A 26,496-nucleotide genomic window follows, 5' to 3' on the forward strand; every position below is an offset into this window, starting at 1 on the left:
AATTAAAAATACTTTCGGTCATTGGATTGAATTTTCTATTTTTGTTCCACTTTTAATAAGATAAATGCATTAATTATGAATTTACACGAATATCAGGGAAAACAAATACTGGCAAGCCACGGCGTACGTGTACAGCGCGGTATTGTAGCTAACAATGCTGTGGAGGCTGTTGCTGCCGCTAAAGAAATAACTGCCGAAACCGGAACAGAATGGTATGTGGTAAAAGCACAGATCCACGCAGGTGGCCGCGGTAAAGGTGGTGGTGTTAAGCTTGCAAAAAACCTTCAGCAGGTAGAAGAGATTGCAGGACAGATTATAGGTATGGATCTTATCACGCCTCAAACTCCTCCAACAGGTAAAAAAGTTCATAAGGTACTTATCGCTGAAGATGTTTACTATCCCGGAGAAAGTGAAACTTCAGAGTTCTATATGTCTGTACTTCTAAACAGAGGTAAAGGACGTAACATGATTATGTATTCTACTGAAGGTGGTATGGATATCGAAGAGGTTGCAGAAAAAACTCCTCACCTTATCTTTACTGAAGAAATTGATCCTGCAGTAGGCTTACAGGGATTCCAGGCAAGAAGAATTGCATTTAACCTTGGTCTTTCAGGTAATGCATTCAAAGAAATGGTAAAATTTGTTGACTCTCTTTATACTGCTTATGTACAAAGTGATTCATCTCTTTTTGAAATCAACCCTGTACTTAAAACTTCAGATAACAAAATTCTTGCTGTAGATGCTAAAGTTGTTCTTGATGACAACGCTCTTTACAGACAAAAAGAATATGCAGATATGCGCGACGTTCGCGAAGAGAACCCAATTGAGGTTGAAGCGAAAGAAGTAGGACTTAACTATGTTGACCTTGACGGTACTGTAGGTTGTATGGTAAACGGTGCAGGTCTTGCAATGGCTACTATGGACCTTATTAAGTATGCAGGTTTTGAGCCGGCTAACTTCCTTGATGTAGGTGGTACTGCAGATGCTAAACGTGTAGAGACTGCTTTCCGTATCATCCTTCGTGATCCAAACGTAAAAGCTATCCTTATCAACATTTTTGGTGGTATTGTTCGTTGTGACCGTGTTGCTCAGGGTGTTGTTGACGCTTACAAAAACATGGGTGACTCTATCAACGTGCCTATCATTGTACGTTTACAGGGTACTAATGCAGATATCGCTAAAGAACTTATCGATAACTCAGGTATGCCAATCCTTTCTGCTACTCTATTCCAGGAAGCTGCAGATCAGGTTAAAAATGCTTTAAGCTAATAAGATAAACCAACAGGTTTTATATATAAAAATCCCTCGCAATGCGAGGGATTTTTTATTGGATATTTTTTTATTTCTTCTTAAGTTCTATAATTCGGTTAACTTCCTTAACCAGTAGGGGGAAGGCGGGTTCGGTCATGTTATGGCCATAACCTTCAAGCTCATAAAGACGGGTGTCTTTGTGGCCCGCTATTTTCATCATTCGTGCCATATAGGCGTTTTCCTCATAGCGTCCCAGCATTTCCATTTCCCTGTCACCTGTAATTAAAAGTAAAGGAGGAGCATCGGCACGTACATGGAACAACGGAGCATAGTCATCTACAAATGGTTGCTTTTCAGGGATGCCTCTTTCTTTTCTTACGGTAAAGTGAGTTATGCACTGCCCGCTAAACGGAATAAGTCCGGCAATCCTATTAGAATCGATATCATATTTGGCAAGGTATTTTTGATCCAGTCCAACCATGCTTACCAAATAACCTCCGGCAGAGTGACCCGATAGAAAAACAAGCGATGGATCCCCGCCATATTTTTCAATATTATTGTATACCCATGCTACGGCAGCGGCACTGTCTTCAATATAAGCAGGTGCTTTTACATTAGGGCTTAATCGGTAATTAACCCCAACAATGCAATAGCCTTTGTTTTTAAGGTATTCGGGGATTTCTTTGCTGCCCTGAGTTATCCCTCCGCCATGAAACCATACTATGGTAGCAAAGTTTTTGGTGTTTTTTGGAAAATATATGTCCAGCACGCAACGTTCGGCTATGTAGGAATCTGATTTGTTTGTTGTCTGATCGTAATACTGAATGTTGGTTTTGGTAAGGTATTCTGTTTGTGCTTTACTCACTGTAGCAGCAAGCAGAAAAAGAAAAATGATAAGTTGTTTTTTCATTGAAAATGATGTTAGATATTATTAAAAGATGGTAGCTCAAATATAAAAAAATCCCGACGTAAAGCCGGGATTATATCTTACTTCTTTTATTGTGACTATTTTACAACATTACACTGTGTTAACTCTTTAAGGAAACCAAGTACCTCTTCAACCGACTGTACCCTGTATTTTGCTGATGTATTACCTGCCCCTACCTTAACTGAATGCTGATAACTGCCTGTAAGTTTTTCGAACAAATCTTCATCGGTTTTATCATCGCCAAAGGCAAGTATAAAGTCGTAATCTTCATTATAAATACTGTTTTTATAAGTAGTCCCCTTGTGGGCAAGGAAGTGTTTAACCTCAATCACCTTATTGCCGTCTATAATTTGTGTAGGCATGTTGTACAGCTGATTCTTTAATAACGAAAGCAATTCACGCGATGCCAGGAAGCCCTGCCTTTGCTCTACATTTCTGTAGTGCCATGCCACCCCAAATTCTTTTATCTCTACAAAACTTTCAGAGTTTGTGTCTACATAATCCTGCATAATCTCTATTACGCGGCCTTTCCATTCGGGTGTGCCATTTATAACCGATTCCCATTTGTCTCTTTTTACATATCCGCCGTGTTCGGCAACAAGGCCAATAGGTAATTCGCCAAGCCATTTCTCCAGGAACTCCCTGTTTCGACCGCTAATAATCCATACATCGTTTTTCGGATCGGAAGCAAGGGTATTCAATAGTGTAATAAGTTTATCATCTGGAACAGCCATTTCGGGCTTTGGTTGCAGGTTTACCAGTGTACCGTCAAAATCAAGCAGTAAGAGTCTTTTTTCCGCACTTTCGTATTTCTCATAAAGCTCAATCCTTTCGTCTCCGGCAAGGGTTACTGCTTTGGTATCTTTATTATGAATTTCTTCAGTTTCATTTAAAAAGTCGGAAGCCCATCTAAATACATCATGCTTTTTTAAATAGCGTTGCATGTGTTCCAGCCTGCGCGCCTGTTCTTCCTCACTCATGGTAAGTCCGTAATTCAGTTTAAGGGCTATCTGTTCAAAATCGTGAGGGTTTATAGTTAGCGACTCCTGTAGTTCTTTTGCTGCACCAGCCATTACACTCAATACAAGAGCTCCTCTAAGGTCTTTTCGGGAAGCGACATACTCTTTTGCCACAAGATTCATTCCGTCTCTTACAGGCGATATAAGTGCGGCATCGGCACTGGTGTACAAGGCAATTAGCCTGTCAAAGTCGACCGACTGGTACTGGTACACAACCGGGGTCCATTTGTAGTTACCCAGTTTACCGTTTATACGGGCAATACTGAGTTCAATCATTTTTTTCCGCTCACCATATTTGGTAATCTCCTCACGTGATGGTACAATAACAAGCAGGAATACTACCTTTTCTCTCCATTCCGGGTAAGTGTTCAGAAAGGTTTCATAAGCATTTAGTCTGTTGGTAATCCCTTTTGTATAGTCAAGCCTGTCTACCGAGAAGATTATTTTTTTATCCTTGTATAGATCCTTAATCTCGTCACGCAGCTTTACCACATTAGGATTATCATACGCATTATGGAATTTATCAAAATCGATACTGATAGGGAAGGAGCCTACTTTAGTACGATGGGTGTCCTGACTGAACAGGAAGTTTTTATGAGGAAAGCCCAGCATTTTCTCAATACATTCGGTAAAGTGTATAGCATTTTCCCAGGTATGGAAACCAATAAGATTACTACCCATTACACCTTCCATAAGGTAACGCCTTACTTTATTAGGCAGTACCCTGAAAATTTCAAAATTAGGGAAGGGGATATGCAGGAAAAATCCAATTTTAGCCTGTGGGTGCTTTTCGCGTATTATTTTGGCTAGTCCCATAAAATGGTAATCGTGTATCCAAACAATGTCGCCGGGTTCGTAAATGCTGTTTACCTTATCGGCTACAATTTCATTAGCTGCTTTATAGGCTTCAAACCCGTCGTGGGTATATTCTATAAAGGAAGGGAAGTAATGAAACAATGACCATAAAACAGAATTACTGAAAACATTGTAAAAATTGCGGTTAAGCCTGCGCTCCAAATACACGGGCTCAATATCAAAATTACTGTCGTAGTTGTTTTTGTTTTCTTCCCAAAGCTGTTGGTCAAAATCGGCTACACCTACCCAGGTAAGGTTCTTTTGGCTTTTTTCAGAGTAGGAGAGTACTGCTGTTGCGAGCCCTCCGGCACTTTGAGTAATTTTTACATTGTCTTTTTGTCTTTTTATAGACACAGGTAATCTGTAAGATACGGTAATAATTTTCATTTTTCGGCTTTTTACCTGATGGTAGTAGAGGCATGCCATACAGGCGGTTTACTCAAATTTACAAAACGAATAGCGTATGCGAGTTTAATAGAATGTTAGTTAACATATATTTATTAAACTTTTGAGGGATTGATAAAATGAAAGAAAAAAATTACGAATCTATTAAAGAGAATATTTTAATAATGCGGTATAAGGGTCACCTTTTATGTCTAAGAGTATAGCAAAGGCAGGTTCTGTTTTGATGCCCTTGCGTTTAAGGTCAATTATTTGCTGTTTGAAATGTTCTACTTTTGCCTGTAGTATTTCAAATTCCTTTATCATGTGGCGGTAGGCATTTTGCTGCTTTACAGGTATAGGCTGCCCGAAAATTTCCACTTCAAACCCGTCAAGCCAAAAACGGACTATAATACTATGTACCCCGTTAATTAGCTTTTCATTGATGATAAAGTTTTTTTCCGACTGAAAATTATCGGTTACTGTAGTTATAAAAGATTCCCTGTCCTAATATTCACAAATAATATCAAGATCGCTGTTTTCTATATTTATAGCTATAGGGTAGGTACCTGTTAATAGCGGAGTAAAGCCCGAAAGCTTTTCCACAACCTTGGCCTTTGTTAGTACAGCATAAACCTCCTGTTGTGAGGCATTGCCTTTTTTAAGATAGGTTATGGTGTCAAACTGGTTCAAGGTTAGTCCTTATTTGGTTTTTTGCCGTTTTTAAAACGGGTTTTATCCATTATAGGTTCTTTCTTTTTAGGCTTGTTGAATTTTTTCACCGGTTTTTTAGTAGTACCTGTTACTTCACCCTGTGTTTTAGGTTTTGGCTTAGGTTTACCTTTATAAGTGCCCGGTTTTTTTGGAGCAGAAGTATCTTTACCTGCTTCGGCTTTTATGGCTGCCAGTACTTTTTTAGGATCTTTTGGCTCATCTTTAGTACCGCGTAAGTGAATAATAAGTCCGTTTAAAAAGTTACGTAGTACCTGATCGCCACACTCCATATAATTAGGGTGGTTCTCATTACGGAAAAATGCTCCCAGCTCGGGTTTTGAAATCCTGAAATCCACCAGTTGTAAAATCTCAACAATCTGGTCGTCACGAAGCTGAAGTGCTACCCTTAGCTTTTTAAATATATCGTTATTATTCATTAAGTTATTTTTTGCAAAGGTATGGCAATGAATCAATATATCAATTTTTTAATGAATCAATATATCACTAATTAGGGCTAAATAATTCTAAATTTAATTAATTTTTGCCTGTAAGCCATAAATAGGCATCTTTAAACTGACTTGCCCAAAGCTTTTCGTTGTGCCTTCCGTTGTGTACTATTTTTTTATGAAAGAACTTCCTATCGGTTAGCTTAAAGTAAATCAGTTCTTCCATACGTTCTAAATCAGTAATCATTTCGCTACTTTCATGGTCGCCTGCCATAAAGTACATTTTAGCATTAATGCTTTCCACGGCATGAACATCATCATATATTTTATCATTAAACCAAAATGAAGGGGAAAAAACACCTGCTTTACCAAATACTTTTGGGTACTTTAACACAGCATAAAATGATATGAGTCCGCCAAGGGAACTGCCCATTATCATGGTGTTTTCCTTATCGCTAAGGGTACGGTAATGCTCATCTACATAAGGTTTAAGAGTAGTAACCAGGAAATCCAGGTATTTGTTGCCATTGCCTCCGCCATACTTTTCGTTAGGGTAGGGAGTAAGTTCGTTTATACGGTTATCTCCTCCGTTTTCTATGCCTATAATAATGGTTTCGGCTTTCAGGCTGTCCAGTGTTTCGTCAATACGCCATTCTCCGGCAAAAGCGGTAAAGCTGTCAAATAGATTCTGACCGTCATGCATGTACAGTACCGGAAACTTTTTATCGCTATTCTCGTATATATTAGGTAGGTATATCCATATTTTACGCTCGCCACCCAGTTGCGGGGCATTGATGGTAAAAGTCGACACATTTTGTGATAAAGACGGGGTTTGAGGTTTGGCAGTCATACACCATAAAGATAAGGTGAATAGGAAAAAAATGCGGACCATAATTAAAATCTTTTACGGTAAAAACGATATATTAGCTAAAAATACCACAATCTATGAGCACTTACGAAGAAAAATTAAGCTTATTGTCTGAAATGATTGCTTTTGCAAGAATAGACGGTGAGATACACGAAAGGGAGTATCAGTTTCTGGCTATAGTTGCTTCGCAGCTCAGTATAGATAAAAGTGTTTTTGAAAGCCTTTTTGAGCATGAGGCCGAAAGGGTAACTATAAAATCAGAACACCAACGAATACTGCAGTTTTACAGGCTGGCACTTTTAATGCATGCCGATGGTGTACTGCATGAAAATGAACAGATTGCCATACGCGAAATGGGTATCAACATGGGGCTTAGTCCGTTTGCCATGAGAAGCGTACTGCAGGAAATGGAAAAATCGCCAACAGGACTTATAGACCCGGATATTATGCTGGCACTTTTCCGTGCCCAGCACAATTAATCGGCAGCTTTGTGGATAACCCTTTGCGGGAATGGTATAGATACCCCGTTTTGCCTGAATTTATCCAGTATCTTGTAGCGTAAACGACTTTTTACATTCTCGGCCCTAAATACATCTTCCACCCAAAAGTAAATGGAGAAGTCAAGTGATGAGTCGCCAAAGTTGTTAAAGCGTACAAATGGCTCCGGCTTTGTAAGTATGCCCTGCTCTTCGGCAGCAGCGTCGTGTAATAATCGGGTAACCAAATCAACATCCGAAGAATAATCAACTCCTACAGTAACATCAAAACGGGAAGCCAGGTCATTGTGCGTCCAGTTAATCAGTTCGTTTTTGGTAAGGTCAGAGTTCGGGATAATAATATACTTATCATCGCGGGTAAGTACTGTGGTGGTACGCAGGCGTATTTCCTGTACGGTTCCCACTATGTTGTTTACCTCTATAACATCGCCCATTTTTACGGTAGAATCTACCAGTATTACAATTCCCGAAACATAATCACTAAACAGGTTTTGTATACCAAGTCCCAAACCTACCAACAGGGCAGCAGAACCGGCTAACAGTACCGAAAGATTAAAACCTACTATCTCAAGAGAGAGTAATAAAACAACTACAAGGAGTATGTACTTAATAAGGGTAAAAATGGAATATTTTTTAGCCTCATCAAAACTATGTATGCGGTAAATACTCTTCTTTATAATTTTCATGACGAAAGCCACACATGTCCAAAAAACAATAAGTGTAATAATGGAGCTTACCTTAAGCTGTGTTTTACCTATGGTAATTAGTGTTTCGTTTAACAGATCTTTAATATGTTCCCACATGGTTTATTCCGGTTTGGTTTGGTTGTCTTTGTTCATTTTTACATAAAAGGATGGGGCTTCATAATCCTTGTCAAGATAGTTTTGCGGTATGGTGGTCATGTTTCCGTCGCGCGCAGCCCTATAGTGTGGTGAAAGTATCTCAATACCTTTTTCATTACAGCAGTCCTGTATGTTTTTATGCAGTTCGCTGTATATGGCAGCCTGTTTGTTGGCCTCTTTTGTATAGGCGTTAATCTGGTAGGCTACATAAAAATCCTCCAGGCTGGTTTGCAGTACAAACGGTACAGGCTCTTTTAGTAAATGTTCGGTCCTGTCGGCAGCATCAAGCAGTGCCTGTTGTATGTCTTTCCACGGTACGTCATACCCAATGGTTACCGTGGTGTGGAGTATAAGTCCTTTGCTTATAGTATCACTGCTGTAATTAATAGTGTGGCTACTCATTACGGTGGAGTTAGGTATGGATATAATTTCGTTTTTAATGGTACGTATACGGGTTACCAGTAATGACTTTTCAATCACATCGCCCACAACTTCGCCAATTTTTACACGGTCGTTAATCTTAAAGAGACGCATATAGGTAAGTACAATCCCTGCAATAATATTGGATAACGACCCCATAGAACCAAAGGTAAACAGAAAACCTAAGAAAACCGAAACCCCTTTAAATACCTCTGAATCACTACCCGGCAGATAAGGGAATATCACTATTAAAAGGAATGCCAGTATGAGTACGCGTATAATTTGATAAGTAGGGTTCGCCCAGTCGGGGTAAAAACCATCTATATGCAGGTTACCGCGTGCAATTTCATTTTTAAGGAAACGGGCAAAACGCAGTATATACCTAAAAATAATAATCAGTACAATAATAGTAATAAGGTTTGGCATGTAGTCCCAAACACCAAATGCTACCTTTTTAACCGGAGTAAGAATGTAGCTGAAAAGCGTTTCGGCAAAGTTTTGTGTCCACGGGAAAATACCAAACAACACCGGTAACGCGATGTATATTAGCAGGAAAATAAACAACCACTTTATAAGCCTGTTTACCAGTAATAATAGGTTTACCTGCCTGTCGGCATCAAACAGTTCGTAGGTTTTGATTTTTATACCATGTATTCTTTTGTCCTTTTGCTGTTTAATCTTGTCGGCAGTCCAGCCAAACAGTTTTCCCGAAAGATAAATAAGCAGTACCAGTACCCCAATAACCAGCAGTGCCAGTGCTATTTCCTTTATCAGAGTCTTAAAGCTGGTTTCGTTTTTATAGGTGGTTATCTCGTTGGCAATTATGGTTTTGTAACTATCGGCAAGCTCCTCTTTTGAGGTGTTGTTCCAAATAGCATCGTTCTCTGAAAGGCTTATGATTATTCTGTCATGATAAACCACATCTGAAGTCGATTCGGCAGAAACTACCTGTAGTGAATCGGGCTGAAAAAGAATCCTGCCACCCAGTTCTTCAATGCGGCGGGTTACGGCCTGGGCACGTTCGGAAGCCGAAAAACTGCCCTGTTTGCTGTAAATATAGAAAAGAGTGTCTTTAAAGAAACCCGTAACCGGATTCCCTTTTATTTTGGAACGCAGTTTGTCTATCTGTTCCTTTTTTGCGGCAAGCCTTTTGGTTTCGCGGCTTTCAAGCTCTTCAAGCTCTTTTTGCAGTTCTTCCTTTTTAAGATTATCAGTAGTTTTTAACGACTGTATTTGTTGTTCCAGTTCGGCTTTTTTAACCGAGTCCTTTAGGCGTTGTTGCTCAATAATCGCAATTTTGGTATTAAAAGCCTCAAGGTTAGCAGCGTTAACCGAATCGTTTACCTGTGCAATACTGTCTTTTTGGGCAAAAGCACATTGCGTAATGGTAAAAGCAATTATCGTTATAAATAAACGGTAAAGTTTGTTCATCCTCATATTCTGTGTTACAACACATAAATATAGGGAATTTTTGGAAAGGCTATAATTTAATAGTGATTAAACAAAGGTTTGTTTCAAAATTAATTAATTATGATTTATCAAATATTATATTCAATTTACCTTCAACTTGATTGGGCATATTATCAGCACTAATGATATAATCAATTTTGAAATTTTTTATATTTGAATGCTCTGAAAAAATGAATGATAATTTTTCTAACACTTCAGGATATCCATGTTTTAAATGGTTGATGTTATAATCTATATAATTATTTTTTGAATCACTTGATATTTTAAGGGTATCTACAAAATTCAATTTGAAATCCTCTTTAATAGGATTTCTATAAAAATAAGAAGAGGGTTTTATTGTGATTGTTTCATATCCTCCTTTGGGCTTTTCGGGAGGGGTTGGAAGCTTCATTTTTTTTAAATCGTCTGTTTTAATAACTTTAAAATCAGCTGGCATTCTTAAGTGTATGTCGATGTTTTTAGCAGGAATTTTACCTTCATTAACTAGTGTGAAATCAATATGAAATATAAGACCTGCTTTGTCTTCATAGTGGAATATTTTTGTCAAACTTTTTTCATATGAATCAAAGTAGTTTTTTAATTCTTTATTATAAGATTTTATCTCTCCTTCGCTAGGTAAAAAAAACTTTAGGTAAGTAGGGGATTTGGAACGGTTTTGTATATTTTGTATGTATGGAGTATCTATTTCTAATTTTTTTACGAGATTTTCATAAAAGATTTCACGAGATTCAATATCATTTTTTATTACAGAAAACTTTTGAAAATTTTTAGATTCTAATTCAAGACTAAGCTGAGGTATTTTAGATTTTAAAGATAAATTTTCTTTTTCTAAGGCTTTAATTTTTTTTTCTTCAGCAGTTAACTCTTCCCTTAAAAAGTATTTTGGGTCAGGTTTTAGAGGCTTGATATTTAATTGTATAGCTTTTAATCTAGGGCCTACATCGTTTGTGTATAATAAAATATTCTCTACTGGATGATTTTTACTGAACTCAAGTATAGCTGCTATTAATCGATGGTCTTGCTCGTCAAAGTTTAAATTGTATTGGTTGTATATTGATTTTGAAGGTTTATCAAGAATGAGCTCAAAAAATATATTTTTTCTTATTTCCGATAAACTTAATTCATATATCTCTTCAATTCTGTTTAAAACTTTTCTTGCTCTCGTACTAATTTTAGTAGTACCTATTTTTTTTGAATCTAATTCATCTATAACAATTGGAGCAATCATAATTTTACATTGTTCAGAACAAGACTCTTCGAGCCAGTTTATTTCTTCGAAATATCGGTAATGTAAAAAAATATTAGTATCAACGAATATGTATTTCATCCTTATATCTTCTCCTGCAACACTTTAATTTCGTCCCTTAGTTTGGCAGCCTGCATAAAGTCAAGATCTTTGGCGGCTTTTTCCATAGCCTTACGTTTTTCACGTATAATCTTTTCAATCTCGCCCTTAGCCATATAAGTGGTATCAGGTTCGGCAGCCATTTTAGGCGAATTATCATAATTGTACGACGATATCGGACTCTTAGATAGTGAGTTCTCAATTTTCTTATTAAGGGCTTTAGGTTCTATACCATTTGCCTTATTAAAGTTCATCTGTTTTTCACGGCGGTAGTTGGTCTCATCAATAGTACGCTGCATACTGTCGGTTATCTTATCGGCATACATAATCGCCTTACCGTTTACGTTACGGGCAGCACGCCCTACGGTTTGTACCAGCGAACGCGTACTTCTTAAAAAGCCTTCCTTATCGGCATCCAGTATGGCAACAAGTGATACTTCGGGTAAGTCAAGCCCTTCCCTTAAAAGGTTAACCCCAATAAGTACGTCAAACAGACCTTTACGCAGGTCCTGCATGATTTCCACACGCTCCAGTGTATCTACTTCCGAGTGTATGTAACGGCATCGTATCGCTACCTTGGTAAGGTATTTGGCTAACTCTTCCGCCATACGCTTGGTAAGGGTAGTGACCAAAACACGTTCGTCTGCCTCTACGCGTTGCTGTATTTCCTCAATAAGGTCGTCTATCTGGTTAAGGCTTGGGCGCACTTCTATAATTGGGTCCAGCAATCCTGTAGGGCGTATAACCTGCTCTACATAAATACCGTCACTTTTTTGAAGCTCATAGTCGGCTGGGGTAGCACTTACATACACCACCTGATTTTGTAGCGCCTCAAACTCTTCAAACTTAAGCGGACGGTTATCCATTGCAGCCGGAAGCCTGAAACCATACTCCACAAGGTTTTCCTTACGGGAGCGGTCTCCGCCATACATAGCATGTACCTGCGATACGGTTACATGGCTCTCATCTATAACCATTAAAAAATCATCGGGGAAGTAATCTAATAAACAGAAAGGCCTAGTGCCGGGTAGCCTGCGGTCCAGGTAGCGCGAGTAGTTCTCAATACCGGAACAGTAACCCAGTTCACGAATCATTTCAAGGTCAAAGTTAGTGCGTTCCTCCAGTCGTTTTGCCTCCAGGTGTTTGCCTATTTCCTTAAAGTAATCTACCTGTTTTACAAGATCCTGCTGAATTTCCCATATGGCTCCCTGCAGTACATCGGGCGATGTAACAAACATATTGGCAGGGTAAATATTCAGTCGGTCATACTTTTCAATTACAAGGGCAGTTTTGGCATCAAAGGCTTCAATTTCTTCAATCTCATCACCAAAAAAGTGTACCCTGAAAGGATCATCTGCATAACTAGGGAAAATCTCTACGGTATCTCCCTTAATACGGAAGGTTCCCGGCAGGAATTCGGCTTCGGTACGGGAGTAAAGGCTCTGTACCAGCCTGTGTAATAATTTGGTTCTCGATATAACCTGATCGCGCTCTATTGAAATTACGTTTTTTTGGAACTCCACGGGGTTACCAATACCATACAGGCAGGAAACCGAGGCTACTACCAGTACATCACGCCTGCCCGAAAGTAGGGATGAGGTGGTACTTAAACGCATTTTTTCGAGCTCTTCGTTAATCGAGAGGTCTTTTTCTATATAGGTCCCCGTTACGGGAATGTAAGCTTCGGGCTGATAGTAGTCGTAGTAAGAAACAAAGTACTCTACGGCATTATCGGGAAAAAACTGTTTGAACTCTGTATACAGCTGTGCTGCCAGTGTTTTGTTGTGTGCCAGTACCAGTGTGGGGCGTTGTACATTTTCTACCACGTTTGCCACGGTAAATGTTTTACCCGAACCGGTAACCCCTAAAAGTGTCTGGAAACGTTCTCCTGAATTTATGCCTTCACTAAGCTGTTTTATGGCTGCGGGCTGGTCGCCCATAGGTTTGTAATCAGATACTACTTTGAATTTCATTTTTCTCTTTTTCCTTCCTTTTTACAAAGATAGTGAAATGATTGTTTGCCTTTGTGTATTTTAAAACACTAAACAATATTGATTTTTAAATGTATAACATTATTTTTGATATACTAAAATGACAGTTTTTTCTGTTTAATATACAAACATAGTCAGCCATGAAAAACACGCCTTTATTACTCGCTTTGTCATTATTGCTTTTATTTTCCTGTAAAGATGAAAAACAGCAGGATAAACATGAAGTTACCACAGAAGAGCCTGATTTAATAGCCGATTCGGGAAACAGAAAAGCTTTTACGACCGATAACCTAAACATGCAGACCTTTACACTGGATGCAGGGAAAGACAATACTGTAAAAGGGGAGAAGGGAACCGAGCTTACTATCCCTAAAAATACTTTTGTTGATGCTCAGGGTAACGCAGTGACCGGGAATATTACTGTACAACTGAAAGAGGCTTTAAGCATCTCTGATATAGTGACGGGAGGACTTACAACGACATCAAACGGAGAAATATTAAGCTCGGGCGGGATGCTGTATGTTAATGCTAAACAGGGTGATACTGATGTTTTTATAGGTGAAGCAAAATCAATAGGGGTAAGTGTACCTACCGATAATTTTGTTCCAGAAATGCAGATTTTTACAGGTAATGAAGATGCTGACGGAAATATTAACTGGGTTGAACCAAAGGATATTATTAAAAAGCCTGTTGCAAAACCAACTCTAAACAAAGCAGCAAAACCTACTAAAGCAGCAAAATCTACTCAGGGTAATATGTTTGATGCTATAATAGATTATGTTGAAGATGGGGATAAGGATGATGCATATCCGGCTCCTTATACAAAGCCCTTAAAACCTTATAAAAATGACGGAGGTATTGTTATAGCAGTAAATATTGATAATCCTGAACTTTTACCGGAGTTTATGCCTTTTAGTAATGTATCGTGGAAACTGGTAGATGAGTCGGTTTTCTCAAAAGAAGATGATGGAAAAGACTGGAAACATGTATCAGTAAAACGGTCTGCTAAACAAGATATATATGTATTGACCTTTAAGGGAACAGAAAAAAACAGGGATGAAATAAAAGAGTATGAGGTTTATCCTGTACTTGAAGGCGAAGAGTATGATATCGCCCTGGCAGATTACAATAAAAAATTAGTTGCTTATGAAAAGGAAAAGAAGCTACAGGAGGAGAAAAGAAAAGAGCAGGAGGAAATAAATAAAAGGATAGAAAGAAATTTGACTGATGAATCAAAAGCAATGGATTTTGCTAATGATTATATTTTTGAAGTGACCCGTTTAGGTTGGATTAACTGTGATTATTTTTATCGTAAGGGTAATCTAACAGATGTTTTGGTAAGGACAACTATTAATAATACAGGTAAAAATGATGTTTACGCTTATATGGTAATTAAAGAAGATAAAGTTTGTTTAGCCGGTTACCCTGATGAAAACGGTAGTTTTATGTTTGGTTCTGCTGGTAATGCATATATCAAAATGCCTTTAGGTATAAAAGTAACTATACTTGGAGTAAGTGCCCAGGAAGACGGGACATTAAAATTTGCAAGTAAGGATGTAACTATAACTAAAGAAACTTCGGTATCGTTAGAATTAAAGCAAGCTACTGAAGAAGATATGAAAAAGGCTATTGAAACCGGTACGATTAATACTTAATCAAAGCACTCCATCATAAGGAGGTCGCCTTCCTTGTGTTCTATAAGTACAATACCATCTTTAAGGGTTACATTACTACTGCCTGTACGGTAGCCAAGAGTTAACTCTTCGTTGTTGAGTTCGTATTTAAGATTTTGTGTTTTTATGCCAATTACTTTTCCTATTGGGATTAGTGATAACGGAGTGTTTTCGGGATACCATTTCTCAAATTTTTTAGGCAGCAGGAACACTTTAGAGTGATCGTCCAGTATTACGACCTTTATAAGGTCGCGGTAGCGTACAATATTGGTAATGTTTGTAATGGTATGGTCGGCACGCTTACCTGTTGCCCAAATCACATTAGCAGCAGGAATTTTCCTGTCTATAAGATAGTCCAGTGCTTTTTCGAGGTCGGTTTTATCCTGACTCGGGGTATGCACTATTTCCAGCGGGTATTGCAGTTCCTTATATTTTTCGGCATCAAAACCATTGTCAAAATCCCCAAGTAACACATCTACTTTAATGCCCAGTTCCATTACACGCTCTATTGCGTTATCGAGTACTATTACAAGCGGAGACCATTCCAGTAACTGCCCCATGAGCTCTTTACTGCATGCTGCGCCGTTTGCAATAATTAATGCAGGTTCCTGATCGTCTCTAACAATGTGGTGGGATGACATAATTTTGATTTAGAGAGCAAAAATACAAACTTTATTGTACTGTATACTCAATAAAAGAAGCTTCACTAAGCCTAAAATAACCCAAAGGATAATTATCAGGGTTGGTTTGGTTTACAATATTCCCCCTAACGCTAATAGGAGGTGTTTGAAAAGGGTTTGGGGTATCGGGCGGAATAAGGCTCAGTAACTTACTCATATAGTTGTAATAGCGCGGAGAAATGCCATACAGGTAAATTATCATTTCTTCATTTGGCTGTAAATCATCATACAAACGAATTGTGTAAGTGTAATTCCCATTAACGAATTCATCGTCAAAAATAGCATCGTTAGATCCTTTATTAGCCCTTATAAAACTATGCAGGTAGTAATTTTCCTCATCGGGAGGATCCTGAAAGTAAGCCCTTAAAGTAGTATCACCGTCGTTAAATCCTTCCTCGCTTTGTATTACCTCCTCCAGTTGCGGCACACTAATAAGAGTTTCGGTTGCGGTATAGGTTTCTCCGTTGAGTTCAATATAGAGTGTATACGTTTCGTTTATGGCAGGCTGGAAGTTATCACATATATACTGTCCTGTTCTTTGTATGTTGTCTGACTCTGTGAAGTTATACACATCATTATTACTGGTTTTTACATAAACCTTAGCACCCTTTACAGTAGGTATAATTGTATCATAAAAACCTGTAGTAGTGGTTAGGCGAATGGTTTGATGTTGCCCTGTATACCCTTTTATCCAAATTATTGAAGCATCGACCACAAGGCGGGGCGGAGAAGTGGGTATATCTAAATCAACAACGTCTTCACAAGCCGTTATAAAAAGGCTCATGAAGACGAGTAATAAATAGTATATTTTTCTCATTTTGTGGAGATTCGCTTACAACCTAACACAAAAATAAAGTAATTATTGTACGGTATACTCCATAATGTCTACTTCTGTAACACGGAAATAGCCAAAAGCATAATTATCTATATTAGTTTCGTTTACCAGATTACCACGTACTGAGGTAGGCGGAGTTTGGAAAGGACCACCTCCCGGTTCGGCAATATTTGTAAGCTGCATAAGGTAATTAAAGAACCTTTCGGAAGTGCCGCCAAGCTTAAAGTGTACAACATCGCCTGCTTTAAGATCTTCATGGCTAATAAAAGCAAACATTTCATTCCCCTGGAAAAACTCATCATCCAGTGCATCATAGTCAGGGTAAGGGAGTACATCTATATCAAAGCGAGCCATGTAGTAGTTAACTTCGGCACCGTTATCCTGCCAAAAGAAACGTACTTCGATTTCATCGCCTAAAATACCACCTTCATCATCCTGTATCACATTAGAGATTTCAGGAACGGCAAATAGTTTTTCGGTAGCCGTATAAGTTTCCCCGTCATTAATTACGGTAAGGGAGTATTCATCATTAATTACAGGAATAAAATCAGTACATACGTAATTACCGGTATTTGGTATTTCGTTAAAAGTAAATACAGTACCCGTTGTATTGTTGGTAACAAATACCGTAGCACCCGATACTACAGGAATTTCAGGTTCATAATATCCTGTTGTTGTGGTTAGCCTTACGGTTTGACTACTTCCGTCAGTACCTTTTATCCATTCTATAGAGGCATCAATAACCAGCCTCGGTTCTGCTGTATCAAGGTCTACATCAATTACATCTTCACAACCTGTAAAAGCGAGTGAAGCGGTAAATAATAATAGTAGGAATTTTATATTTTTCATGGTGATTGTCTTAGAATTTAAAGTTGTAGGTAACACTTGGAATTATACCGAAAATAGAAAGTCTTACAGCCTCATTAGCTCCGGTATCTTCATTTTGCCTAAAGTTTATAGAAGCGGCATTCATCCTGTTGTACAGGTTGTAGATACTAAATACCCATTCGCCCTGCCATCCTTTTTTCTTATCGGGTTTTGGAGTATAGGTAGCCGATACATCCAGGTGATGGTATGCCGGAACCCTGTTTTCGTTTCTTAGTCCGTAGCTTGGAATTACTAAATCACCATATACATACTGTCCGTTTGGATAGGTAACAGGCTTGCCCGACTGTAAAGCGAAAATTGCTCCAAATGACCATTTGTTATTGTATTCATAAGACCCTGTAACCGAAAGATTATGCAACTTGTCATAGCCCGAAAGGTACCATCCACCATTGTTTATACCTGTTTCGTTTGATGTTCTGCCCGGTGTTTGCTGTTCTGATCTGGAAAGAGTATAAGAAACCCATCCTGTTAGCTTACCTGTATTTTTCCTGAAAAGAACTTCAAGTCCGTAAGAACGGGCTTTACCGTTAAGTATAACCTGCTCAATATTGTTATTGGCAATAAGGTCGGCTCCGTCAATATAATCAACCCTGTTTTTTACTTTTTTATAGAAGGTTTCTGCTTCAAGAGTATACTCGTTGTTCTTAAAGTTTCTGAAATATCCTAACGCCACCTGATCCAGCAACTGTGGTTTGATATACTTGCCACTTGGCGTCCATATATCCAGCGGAGTAGGGGATGCCGTATTAGAGATAAGGTGAAGGTATTGTGCCATCCTGTTGTAGCTGGCTTTTATAGACTGATTGTCGTCCAGTTTAAAGGAAACACCTGCTCTTGGCTCCAGATTACTAAAATCGGCAATGGTTTTACCGCTACTGTAGTATTCTGTACCTGTAATCTCGCCTTTCTCGTATATTTTAAGTTCGTCGTTAAACACTACAGGCTGGTCGTTAGCATAAAGGGCTACTTCCTGTTGTCCCATTCTGTAGAACATACTGTAACGTACTCCGTAACTAACGGTAATATTATCGGTAAGCTCGTGTTCTGCCTCAATGTAAGCAGCAGGTTCAAAAGCGTATTTTCGGTCTAACTGATCGGGGTTAACCGTTGAGGTTTCGTCAATAGGTTTAATAGTACCAGGATTAAAGTCGTAGTAAACGGCATTAACACCATAGTTTAGCTTAAACTTATCTGAAATATAGTTCTTGAAATCGTATTTAAAATTATAGTTCTTAATCCCCGATTCCCATGTAAAGCCTACAAAACCAAGCTCAAGCCCATAGTAGTAATCACTGTAGATCAACGAAGCGTTAGAGAACAGCTTTTCGTTAAACAGGTGATTCCACCTCAGGTTAAGTACTGTGTTGCCGTATACATTATTAAAGCTGTTGCTAATGTCAAATAAATCACGCCCAAAGTAACCCGAAAGGTACAGGTTATTGTTCTCATTAAGCTGATAGCTTAACTTGGTATTAAGATCGTAAAAATAAGCCGAGTTGTCGTTATCTGTAAGTTTAAGGAAAAGGTGAGCATAAGAGGCTCTACCACCTATAAGGAAAGAACCTTTACCTTTTACAAGCGGACCTTCGGCCAGTAAACGGCTGGAAATAGCCCCTATACCGCCGTTCATATGGAATTCATTTTTGTTACCTTCTTTCTGGTATATATCCAGTACCGATGATAACCTGCCACCATAGCGTGCAGGGATTCCGCCTTTGTACAGTTTAAGGTCTTTTATGGCATCTGAATTGAATACCGAAAAGAAGCCAAAAAGGTGAGACGAATTAAATATAGTAGCCTCATCCAGTAATATAAGGTTTTGATCGGCAGCTCCACCGCGTACGTTAAAGCCCGATGAACCCTCTCCGGCATTAGTAACCCCCGGCAGGGTAAGTATCGACTTTAAAACGTCTACCTCTCCCATAACTACAGGCATTTTTTTAATTTCCTGTACAGAGAGCTTGTTAACACTCATTTCAGGCTTTTTGATGTTAGCCCTAGGCTGATTGTCTGAAATTACAATTTCGCTAAGCTCCTGGCTTGATGATGAGAGTTCGTAGTTTTTCCTGATGTTTTGGTTCAGGTTTACGGTTTCGGTAATGGTTGAAAAGCTTACATAACTAATTTCAATGGTGTAAGTACCTTCCGGAAGTGATATGGAAAAGAAACCATATTCGTTTGTTGAGATAGCAGTTTGGGTTTCTACAATGTAAACGGTAGCTCCAATTAGGGTTTCACTGCTGCTCATGTCTGAGATTGTTCCGCTGAGTGTGTATTTTTCCTGAGAAAAACCTACAGCTGCGAACAATAGTAAGATAGCCGTGAGGCATCTTTGGGTAATAATGTTCATTTTTTTGATTGATTGGTTGTTGTTTTCTTTTTAGCAAAATTCCAGTACTAAATTATGATAAAGGTAAATTATTCTCGGCAAAAAGTATAATCCCCTTATTATTCTTTAATATTTGGATTGATAACGTCTAACAGACGTTTTAAATTGTATTTTGTTACATGCTTTACATTTTTTTAAACTAGTTACCTTACATTGCCTTCCAGCCAATTTTTAAAAGAAGCTACTTTTTCCCTGCTAACAATAACACTATCATTAGTTTGTGGTTCGAGTTTTAATATTAGTCTGCTGTTAAAATAACCGCTTATTTTTTGAATAGCATCTATATTCACCATAAACTGTCTGTTGATCCTGAAAAAATTATGTTGGTCCAGTATGTTTACCAAATAATCTAATGTGTAATCCAGCGGAAATTTTTGTTTATTAAAAGTGTATACATACGGTATACTCTCAGTTACTTGTATATAGGCTATTTCCTGAGATTTTATGTAAATAAACTGGTTATTGATTTTAACCAGTAGCCTGGCAGTATCTCTTTTAAAAAAGGCATTAGCAATTTTATTAATATCCATAGCCATAGGAGATCTGAGCTGTTCAAATTTATTGATAGCGGCTTTTAATTCATTAAGATCTATAGGCTTCATTAAATAGTCAATACTATTAACTTTAAAGGCTTTTAGTGTAAAATTATCGTAAGCCGTAGTGAATATAACAGGAAGATTAAGTTTTGTTTTTTCAATTAATTCAAAGTAGTTTCCGTCAGATAACTGAATATCCATTAAGATCAAATCAGCAGTACTACCATTACTCAGCCATTTTAACCCCTCAGCAACCGAGGGTATAACTGCTGCTACATTAATATTTTTTCCTGTTTTTAGCAGTAATTGTTCCAGCCTTTCGGCGTTATGTTTTTCATCTTCAAAAATTACGATATTCATAAAGGCAGTATTACAGGTATTTTTACAATAAACGAATCATTATTTTCACAGATAATAATGCTGTTGTTTCCTATTAGCTCATAACGTTTTTTAATATTTTCCAGTCCCAGTCCTGAATAGGCTTCTGTACTTTGTTTTTTACAGAGGTTGTTTTTTACAATTAGCCAGTTATCTTCTCTTTTTAAAGAGATAAAAAGCGGAGATGTCAAAGAGAATCGAGTATGCTTTATAGCGTTTTCAAATAACATTTGTAGCGTAGCGGGAGCAATAAGGCATTTTTTAATGATATCGTCATCAACATTGATATTAATATTAATACTGTCCTGGTGCCTTATATTGATAAGAAACAGATAGGATTCAAGGAAATTTAATTCGGTTTCTAAAGTAACCATGTTTTCAAATTTCTTATCGAGTATATAGCGGTAAGTTTTTGCAAGCTGTGTTATATAATCGGCAGCAATATCGGGGTCTTTATAAACAAGATTTGTTAATACACTTAGTGAATTAAAAAAGAAATGCGGGTCAATCTGGTTTCTTAGGGCTTCATATTTTGCTTCTGTGTTTTCCCTAATCAGTCGTTCTGTATGTAAGAGGTTTTCCCGCCATTGTTTGTAATAAAAAATAATTCCGTTAAAAGCGAGTATCAGAAAATAGAAAAGAAAACTTCCAAAGATGAGATCGTAACTTGGTAAAGTAAAACTGTCCCAGGCTTCATAACGGTTAAAAAAGAAAATATCAGTTACAGCATAGATAAAACCAAAAGCAAATGCAGCTATAACACCATATAATAAAAATACCGAGCAAAGTACAATTAGTTTTTTACGGTTACCGGATTGGCTTAATTTACGTTCTGTAAATTTTGATATCCTAACAGCACCTTCCCATATCAGGAAACCCACTATAACATACATTGTTACAAATACAAGTGAGCGTGTATTATAATCAGGGTTATCCTTTATAAATGACAAATCAAACGACTTGAAAATAAGCCCGAAAAGTACAAGTACTATAATTCGGGCTATGATTTTATAAGTTAGGTATTTATGTATACTAGGGCTCATTTTTTCATTATTATGTCAAAAATAGAGTGGCTGTGGTAAATAACAAACTTATTTTTCCTGAACCTACTTAAAAAGTAGCTGAAGTGTTGAATGAGCAGGTTTAAGTGTATAAAAAAAGCTGCCCGTTAGGACAGCTTTTTAACTATATTGAATGCTTGTATTAAGCCAGTTTAGCTAATATGGTGTTTAGCGTTTGGCTTGGGCGCATTGCATTGTCTGTTTTAGCAAAATCAGGGTGGTAGTAACCTCCTATTTCCTGAGCTTTACCCTGAGCGCCAATTAACTCGTCGTTAATTTTAGCTTCGTTAGCAGTAAGTTCTTCTGCAATTGGAGTAAATTTAGCTTTAAGTTCAGCATCCTTATCCTGACCTGCAAGAGCCTGAGCCCAGTAAAGAGCAAGATAGAAGTGAGAACCACGGTTGTCAATTTGTCCTACTTTACGAGCAGGAGACTTGTCATTTTCAAGGAATTTCTCGTTAGCAATATCAAGAGCTTCAGAAAGTACGATAGCTTTAGCGTTGTTTTGAGTTTGACCTAAGTGCTCAAAAGAAACACCAAGAGCTAAGAACTCACCAAGTGAATCCCAACGAAGGTATCCTTCTTCAACAAACTGCTGAACATGTTTAGGGGCAGAACCTCCTGCACCTGTTTCAAATAAACCACCACCATTCATTAACGGAACGATTGAAAGCATCTTAGCTGATGTTCCAAGTTCAAGGATAGGGAACAGGTCAGTAAGGTAGTCACGTAGTACGTTACCGGTTACAGAGATAGTATCAAGACCTTTTCTTATTCTCTCTAAAGAGAATTTAGTAGCCTCGATAGGGTTCATAATATGGATTTCAAGACCGTTAGTATCGTGGTCTTTAAGGTACGTTTTTACTTTTTCGATAATCTGAACATCGTGTGCTCTGTTCTCGTCTAACCAGAATACTGCAGGAGTTTCAGATAGTCTTGCACGGTTTACAGCAAGTTTAACCCAGTCTTGGATAGGAGCATCTTTAGTTTGGCACATTCTGAAAATGTCACCAGCCTCAACATTCTGTTCCATGTAAACGGTACTGTTGTTGTTGTCTACAACCTTAACAACACCGTTTGCAGAAAGCTGAAATGTTTTATCGTGAGAACCATACTCTTCTGCTTTTTGAGCCATAAGACCAACGTTTGGTACGCTACCCATAGTTGAAGGATTAAATGCACCGTTAGCTTTACAGTCTTCAATAGTAGCTGTATATATACCAGAGTAACTTCTGTCCGGTATAATAGCAAGTGTATCCTGTTGTTTACCTGCTGCATTCCACATTTGTCCTGAAGTACGGATCATAGCCGGCATAGAAGCATCTACGATTACGTCTGAAGGAACGTGAAGGTTAGTAATACCCTGATCAGAGTTTACCATTGCGATGGCAGGACCATTTTGATATACTGCATCAATAGCAGCCTTAACTTCAGCTTCCTGAGCGTGTCCGGCAATTTTAGCATAAACATCACCTAAACCGTTTCTTGTATCTACACCCAGATCTTCAAATAGAGCAGCATATTTAGTGAATACTTCTTTAAAGAATACCTCTACGATAGCACCGAAAATGATAGGATCTGAAACCTTCATCATCGTAGCTTTAAGGTGAACAGAGAATAATACTCCCTGTTGTTTAGCAATCTCTACCTGCTCAGAAACGAAAGTTTTAAGCTTGTTAAGGTTTAGTGCAGAAGAGTCAATTATTTCTCCTGCCTTAAGCGGAGTACTTGGCTTAAGTACTGTAGCTGTACCGTCGTTAGCCACAAATTCGATTCTTACATCGGTAGCATCTTTTACGGTAACTGATTTCTCACTTCCGTAAAAATCACCTTCTGTCATGCTTGCAACGTTAGTTTTAGAATCTCCGCTCCATGCTCCCATTGAGTGTGGATGAGCCTTAGCGTAGTTTTTAACTGCTTTTGGAGCCCTACGGTCTGAGTTACCTTCACGCAGTACAGGGTTAACTGCAGAACCCAATACTTTAGCATAACGTGCTTTTATTTCTTTTTCAGCATCTGTTTTAGGCTCTTCCGGATATTCCGGTAGGTCATATCCCTGAGCTTTAAGTTCTTTGATCGCAGCTTTAAGCTGAGGAACAGAAGCAGAAATGTTTGGTAATTTTATAATGTTAGCTTCAGGAGTTTTAGCAAGTTCTCCAAGTTCGCTTAATGCGTCACCTATTTTTTGTTCGGCAGTAAGGTTTTCAGGGAAATTAGCAAGAATTCTTCCCGCAAGTGAAATGTCTCTTGTTTCAACTTCAATTCCTGCCGGAGCAGCGAATGACTGAACGATAGGAAGGAAAGAGTGGGTGGCCAGCATTGGAGCCTCATCGGTTATTGTGTAAATAATCCTAGATGTTTTTGACATTTTTTTACGTTTTTTAAAGCGCCCTACGGCTTTACCTCGTGAAGCCGAAAGGTTAATTATTAATGAGTTAATCTATATTATGTGAAGCCGGTTCATTAAAAGGAGTGTATTTGCATACGAAAGTCGTATTCCTTTTAATATCAAGGCTCGCAAATATAGCAAAAACTAACTTAATTCCCCTTTTGTAAACTTTAAAAAAATGATTGAATCCCAAACATTTATTGTTTAATAGCTGGTTTCGTCCATCTTTACTTTGCCTTTAAATGTGCTGTATACGAAAACGGTATAGGCTAATACTAACGGTGCTCCAATAGCTACAATGTTCAGCATGATGCCTAATGATTTTTCTGAAGAAGCAGCATTATATACCGTTATGCTGTATTGAGGGTCTATCGTAGAGATAAGTAATACAGGGTAAAGCTCTATAGCTACAAGCATAAGCATAAAGCTCATGCTGAGTGCCGAGAATAAAAAGGCAAGTTTATACCTGTGCTTCATTGCAAGTCTTGGTACGTTTGCAATACACAGGAATGTGGCAAGCGGTACGGCAAACATAACAGGATCTTTCCTAAAGGTGTCTGAAAGGTGAGGAATGTAAATCAGTGTATAGATAGTAGTTATACCAAAAATAACCACAAAAAAGATGATTCCTCTTTTTACCAATATAGTAAGCTTGGCAAACAATCGCCCTTCGGTTTTCATGAGCAGGTATATGGCTCCGTGTGTCATAAAAAGGGCTAGGGTGGTAAGTCCTACCATAATGGCATAAGGATTTAGGAATTCCAGTAAAGGGCCACCCTGATACTCAAAGTTTTCACCAAGAGGGATTCCCTGTAATACATTGCCTAATACCACACCCAGTAAAAAGGCTAGCATAATACTGGAAACACTATAGCTGATGTCCCACATTTTGCGCCACCAAAGCATTTCTTCCTTACTCCTGAATTCTATGGAAACAGCCCTTAAAATAATAAAGAGCAGGAAAAGTATAAAAGGGATATACATGGCAGAGAACATGGAAGCATACATAACAGGGAAACCTGCAAACAAAGCACCACCTCCAATAACAAGCCATACTTCGTTACCATCCCAAACAGGCCCTACGGCATTAAGGGCTATGCGCCTGCTTTCCTCTTTTTTAAAGAACAGATGCCAGGCACCGGCACCAAAATCAAATCCGTCTAAAATAGCGTAGCCGGAAAAAAGTCCGCCCACAACCAAAAACCACAAAGTGGGATAATCTATTCCTAAAAATGTTTCCATGTTATCCTCCTGTTATAAATTCTGTAATTTCTTTCTGCATCGGCCTGTCGTTATCCCTGCTGCTGTCATATGGCCCGTGCTTTATCTTTTTATTGAGCAAATAGATAAATAGCAGGAATAGTATAAAGTACACCAGAAAAAACAGTATAAGTGAAAATAGTACCTGATTCTCCCTTACACTTTGTGATAAGGCATCACTGGTACGCAAGTGACCATATACTACCCAAGGCTGCCTGCCCATTTCGGCAGCAAACCAGCCTACCTGATTCCCTATTTGTGGCAGCAATACCGAGAAGGAGAATATCCACAACAGCCATCGTTTGTCAAACAACCTGCCACGCCACCACAGGTAGCAGGCATAAAGTGTAAGCAGTATTAAAAAACTGCCTATAGCAACCATAATATGGTAAAACTGGAAAATGGCATTGAGTTGTGAAGGCCTGTCTTCTTCGGGGAAGGCATTAAGGCCTGTAACGGGTGTATCAAAGTCATAACTAAGCAGAAACGATAGCCCTCCGGGTATTTTGATTCCGTTTACGGTTTGTTCTTCTTTGTTTACCCAGCCCATAACATACATATCGGCAGGGGCAGAAGTGTCAAAGTGCCCTTCCAGTGCAGCGAGTTTTGCCGGCTGGTTTTGTGCTACGCCTTCGGCTGAACTGTGTCCCGATATTAATTGGGATAAAGAAAATATAGTAGCTACGGTAAGAGCTATTTTAAAAGCTTTTTTGGAAATGGCTACAAACTTCCCTTTCCTTAAATAGTAAGCATGTACACTAAGCACTAAAAAGGCTCCTGCCAGAAAAGCTCCCTGCCAGGTGTGAATAAGCCTGTCTACGCTTGATGGATTAAATACCATAGCCCAGAAGTCGGTTATTTCTGCACGGGCGTTGAGCCCTTCACCTACAATATGATAACCCGCCGGGGTTTGCTGCCAGCTGTTGGCAACCACTATCCATACTGCCGAGAACATAGATCCTAAAAACACACCTATCGTTGCCGTGAGGTGTACCCAGGGCTTTACACGGTTCCAACCGAAAAGGAGTATGCCTAAAAAGCCGCTTTCCAGTGCAAAGGCAAATATACCTTCGGCCGCGAGTGCACTTCCAAATACGTCGCCTACATAGCGGGAATAGGTAGCCCAGTTAGTGCCAAACTCAAATTCCATAACAATACCGGTGGCAACACCAATACCAAAGGTGAGTGCAAATATTTTTGTCCAAAATCGGGCAAGGCTCTCATATTCTTTATTACCTGTTTTAATGTACAGGCTTTCCATGATTACCATTATAAGGCCTAGACCAATACTTAAAGGGGGATAGATGTAGTGAAAGGCTACCGTAAAGGCAAACTGAATGCGGGAAAGTATTTCGACATCCATAAGAATAAAGGGTTTAA

At 38.5% G+C, this 26,496-nt stretch carries 20 protein-coding genes and 1 pseudogene; 3 read left to right on the top strand and 18 right to left on the bottom strand.

What is annotated here, in order from left to right; all coding sequences use genetic code 11:
* Positions 1 to 75: 75 nt before the first annotated feature.
* A complete protein-coding gene (sucC, locus tag V3Z67_RS09585) occupies positions 76 to 1,269 on the top strand; it encodes an ADP-forming succinate--CoA ligase subunit beta (protein WP_330443090.1) in 1,194 nt (397 codons plus the stop codon).
* Between the two features lie 70 nt (positions 1,270 to 1,339).
* Here the strand turns inward: sucC and V3Z67_RS09590 are convergent, their stop codons facing one another.
* The 5 genes and pseudogenes from V3Z67_RS09590 to V3Z67_RS09610 form a co-directional block, all read right to left on the bottom strand.
* Positions 1,340 to 2,161, bottom strand: a complete 822-nt coding sequence (locus V3Z67_RS09590; protein WP_330443091.1) for an alpha/beta hydrolase — start codon at positions 2,159 to 2,161, stop codon at positions 1,340 to 1,342.
* A 95-nt stretch (positions 2,162 to 2,256) separates the two neighbouring features.
* A complete protein-coding gene (locus tag V3Z67_RS09595) occupies positions 2,257 to 4,440 on the bottom strand; it encodes a bifunctional alpha,alpha-trehalose-phosphate synthase (UDP-forming)/trehalose-phosphatase (protein WP_330443092.1) in 2,184 nt (727 codons plus the stop codon).
* A 162-nt stretch (positions 4,441 to 4,602) separates the two neighbouring features.
* Positions 4,603 to 5,127: pseudogene (locus V3Z67_RS09600) on the bottom strand (DUF4269 domain-containing protein).
* A 2-nt stretch (positions 5,128 to 5,129) separates the two neighbouring features.
* Positions 5,130 to 5,585 (bottom strand): DUF1456 family protein, encoded by a 456-nt coding sequence (locus tag V3Z67_RS09605; RefSeq protein WP_330443093.1) that lies wholly within the window; start codon positions 5,583 to 5,585, stop codon positions 5,130 to 5,132.
* A gap of 97 nt (positions 5,586 to 5,682) precedes the next feature.
* Entirely contained in the window at positions 5,683 to 6,444 is a 762-nt protein-coding gene (locus V3Z67_RS09610; protein WP_330443094.1) for an alpha/beta hydrolase, read from the bottom strand.
* A 95-nt stretch (positions 6,445 to 6,539) separates the two neighbouring features.
* Between V3Z67_RS09610 and V3Z67_RS09615 the strand changes: the two genes are divergently transcribed.
* Entirely contained in the window at positions 6,540 to 6,941 is a 402-nt protein-coding gene (locus V3Z67_RS09615) for an excinuclease ABC subunit B (RefSeq protein ID WP_330443095.1), read from the top strand.
* Here the strand turns inward: V3Z67_RS09615 and V3Z67_RS09620 are convergent.
* The 4 genes from V3Z67_RS09620 to uvrB all read right to left on the bottom strand — a co-directional run bounded on the left by V3Z67_RS09620 (position 6,938) and on the right by uvrB (position 13,009).
* A complete protein-coding gene (locus V3Z67_RS09620; protein ID WP_330443096.1) occupies positions 6,938 to 7,762 on the bottom strand; it encodes a mechanosensitive ion channel family protein in 825 nt (274 codons plus the stop codon). The genes V3Z67_RS09615 and V3Z67_RS09620 overlap by 4 nt on opposite strands.
* 3 nt (positions 7,763 to 7,765) lie before the next feature.
* Positions 7,766 to 9,652 (bottom strand): mechanosensitive ion channel family protein, encoded by a 1,887-nt coding sequence (locus V3Z67_RS09625; RefSeq protein ID WP_330443097.1) that lies wholly within the window; start codon positions 9,650 to 9,652, stop codon positions 7,766 to 7,768.
* 97 nt (positions 9,653 to 9,749) lie between these two features.
* Positions 9,750 to 11,018, bottom strand: a complete 1,269-nt coding sequence (locus tag V3Z67_RS09630; RefSeq protein WP_330443098.1) for a PIN domain-containing protein — start codon at positions 11,016 to 11,018, stop codon at positions 9,750 to 9,752.
* 2 nt (positions 11,019 to 11,020) lie between these two features.
* Complete coding sequence (gene uvrB / locus V3Z67_RS09635) at positions 11,021 to 13,009, bottom strand: excinuclease ABC subunit UvrB (RefSeq protein ID WP_330443099.1); 1,989 nt, start codon at positions 13,007 to 13,009, stop codon at positions 11,021 to 11,023.
* 158 nt (positions 13,010 to 13,167) lie between these two features.
* Between uvrB and V3Z67_RS09640 the strand changes: the two genes are divergently transcribed.
* On the top strand, positions 13,168 to 14,682 hold the full coding sequence (locus V3Z67_RS09640) for a hypothetical protein (protein WP_330443100.1): 1,515 nt from the start codon (positions 13,168 to 13,170) through the stop codon (positions 14,680 to 14,682).
* Here the strand turns inward: V3Z67_RS09640 and V3Z67_RS09645 are convergent.
* The 9 genes from V3Z67_RS09645 to V3Z67_RS09685 all read right to left on the bottom strand — a co-directional run bounded on the left by V3Z67_RS09645 (position 14,679) and on the right by V3Z67_RS09685 (position 26,479).
* Entirely contained in the window at positions 14,679 to 15,341 is a 663-nt protein-coding gene (locus V3Z67_RS09645; protein WP_330443101.1) for a thiamine diphosphokinase, read from the bottom strand. The two genes, V3Z67_RS09640 and V3Z67_RS09645, sit on opposite strands and share 4 nt — an antisense overlap.
* Positions 15,342 to 15,372: 31 nt before the next feature.
* Positions 15,373 to 16,164: a DUF4249 domain-containing protein gene (locus tag V3Z67_RS09650; protein ID WP_330443102.1), complete on the bottom strand. Its 792-nt coding sequence runs from the start codon at positions 16,162 to 16,164 to the stop codon at positions 15,373 to 15,375.
* 75 nt (positions 16,165 to 16,239) lie between these two features.
* A complete protein-coding gene (locus V3Z67_RS09655) occupies positions 16,240 to 17,064 on the bottom strand; it encodes a DUF4249 domain-containing protein (protein WP_330443103.1) in 825 nt (274 codons plus the stop codon).
* Positions 17,065 to 17,074: 10 nt separating this feature from the next.
* Entirely contained in the window at positions 17,075 to 19,453 is a 2,379-nt protein-coding gene (locus V3Z67_RS09660) for a TonB-dependent receptor (protein ID WP_330443104.1), read from the bottom strand.
* 182 nt (positions 19,454 to 19,635) lie between these two features.
* Complete coding sequence (locus tag V3Z67_RS09665; protein ID WP_330443105.1) at positions 19,636 to 20,388, bottom strand: LytR/AlgR family response regulator transcription factor; 753 nt, start codon at positions 20,386 to 20,388, stop codon at positions 19,636 to 19,638.
* The gene (locus V3Z67_RS09670; RefSeq protein ID WP_330443106.1) at positions 20,385 to 21,449 is read right to left on the bottom strand and encodes a sensor histidine kinase; all 1,065 of its coding nucleotides are present in this window, start codon (positions 21,447 to 21,449) and stop codon (positions 20,385 to 20,387) included. The genes V3Z67_RS09665 and V3Z67_RS09670 overlap by 4 nt, the downstream gene beginning before the upstream one ends.
* A gap of 160 nt (positions 21,450 to 21,609) precedes the next feature.
* A complete protein-coding gene (locus tag V3Z67_RS09675) occupies positions 21,610 to 23,835 on the bottom strand; it encodes an NADP-dependent isocitrate dehydrogenase (protein ID WP_330443107.1) in 2,226 nt (741 codons plus the stop codon).
* Between the two features lie 225 nt (positions 23,836 to 24,060).
* A complete protein-coding gene (gene cydB / locus V3Z67_RS09680; RefSeq protein WP_330443108.1) occupies positions 24,061 to 25,098 on the bottom strand; it encodes a cytochrome d ubiquinol oxidase subunit II in 1,038 nt (345 codons plus the stop codon).
* Position 25,099: 1 nt separating this feature from the next.
* Entirely contained in the window at positions 25,100 to 26,479 is a 1,380-nt protein-coding gene (locus V3Z67_RS09685) for a cytochrome ubiquinol oxidase subunit I (RefSeq protein WP_330443109.1), read from the bottom strand.
* Between the last annotated feature and the right edge of the window lie 17 nt (positions 26,480 to 26,496).

Source organism: Flavobacterium sp. C4GT6, assembly GCF_036347315.1.
Taxonomy (GTDB): Bacteria; Bacteroidota; Bacteroidia; order Flavobacteriales; family Flavobacteriaceae; genus Flavobacterium.

Coding starts and splice junctions, on each gene's coding strand:
- sucC (WP_330443090.1), top strand. CDS start 76: ATGAATTTACACGAATATCAGGGAAAACAAATACTGGCAAGCCACGGC.
- V3Z67_RS09590 (WP_330443091.1), bottom strand. CDS start 2,161: ATGAAAAAACAACTTATCATTTTTCTTTTTCTGCTTGCTGCTACAGTG.
- V3Z67_RS09595 (WP_330443092.1), bottom strand. CDS start 4,440: ATGAAAATTATTACCGTATCTTACAGATTACCTGTGTCTATAAAAAGA.
- V3Z67_RS09605 (WP_330443093.1), bottom strand. CDS start 5,585: ATGAATAATAACGATATATTTAAAAAGCTAAGGGTAGCACTTCAGCTT.
- V3Z67_RS09610 (WP_330443094.1), bottom strand. CDS start 6,444: ATGACTGCCAAACCTCAAACCCCGTCTTTATCACAAAATGTGTCGACT.
- V3Z67_RS09615 (WP_330443095.1), top strand. CDS start 6,540: ATGAGCACTTACGAAGAAAAATTAAGCTTATTGTCTGAAATGATTGCT.
- V3Z67_RS09620 (WP_330443096.1), bottom strand. CDS start 7,762: ATGTGGGAACATATTAAAGATCTGTTAAACGAAACACTAATTACCATA.
- V3Z67_RS09625 (WP_330443097.1), bottom strand. CDS start 9,652: ATGAACAAACTTTACCGTTTATTTATAACGATAATTGCTTTTACCATT.
- V3Z67_RS09630 (WP_330443098.1), bottom strand. CDS start 11,018: ATGAAATACATATTCGTTGATACTAATATTTTTTTACATTACCGATAT.
- uvrB (WP_330443099.1), bottom strand. CDS start 13,009: ATGAAATTCAAAGTAGTATCTGATTACAAACCTATGGGCGACCAGCCC.
- V3Z67_RS09640 (WP_330443100.1), top strand. CDS start 13,168: ATGAAAAACACGCCTTTATTACTCGCTTTGTCATTATTGCTTTTATTT.
- V3Z67_RS09645 (WP_330443101.1), bottom strand. CDS start 15,341: ATGTCATCCCACCACATTGTTAGAGACGATCAGGAACCTGCATTAATT.
- V3Z67_RS09650 (WP_330443102.1), bottom strand. CDS start 16,164: ATGAGCCTTTTTATAACGGCTTGTGAAGACGTTGTTGATTTAGATATA.
- V3Z67_RS09655 (WP_330443103.1), bottom strand. CDS start 17,064: ATGAAAAATATAAAATTCCTACTATTATTATTTACCGCTTCACTCGCT.
- V3Z67_RS09660 (WP_330443104.1), bottom strand. CDS start 19,453: ATGAACATTATTACCCAAAGATGCCTCACGGCTATCTTACTATTGTTC.
- V3Z67_RS09665 (WP_330443105.1), bottom strand. CDS start 20,388: ATGAATATCGTAATTTTTGAAGATGAAAAACATAACGCCGAAAGGCTG.
- V3Z67_RS09670 (WP_330443106.1), bottom strand. CDS start 21,449: ATGAGCCCTAGTATACATAAATACCTAACTTATAAAATCATAGCCCGA.
- V3Z67_RS09675 (WP_330443107.1), bottom strand. CDS start 23,835: ATGTCAAAAACATCTAGGATTATTTACACAATAACCGATGAGGCTCCA.
- cydB (WP_330443108.1), bottom strand. CDS start 25,098: ATGGAAACATTTTTAGGAATAGATTATCCCACTTTGTGGTTTTTGGTT.
- V3Z67_RS09685 (WP_330443109.1), bottom strand. CDS start 26,479: ATGGATGTCGAAATACTTTCCCGCATTCAGTTTGCCTTTACGGTAGCC.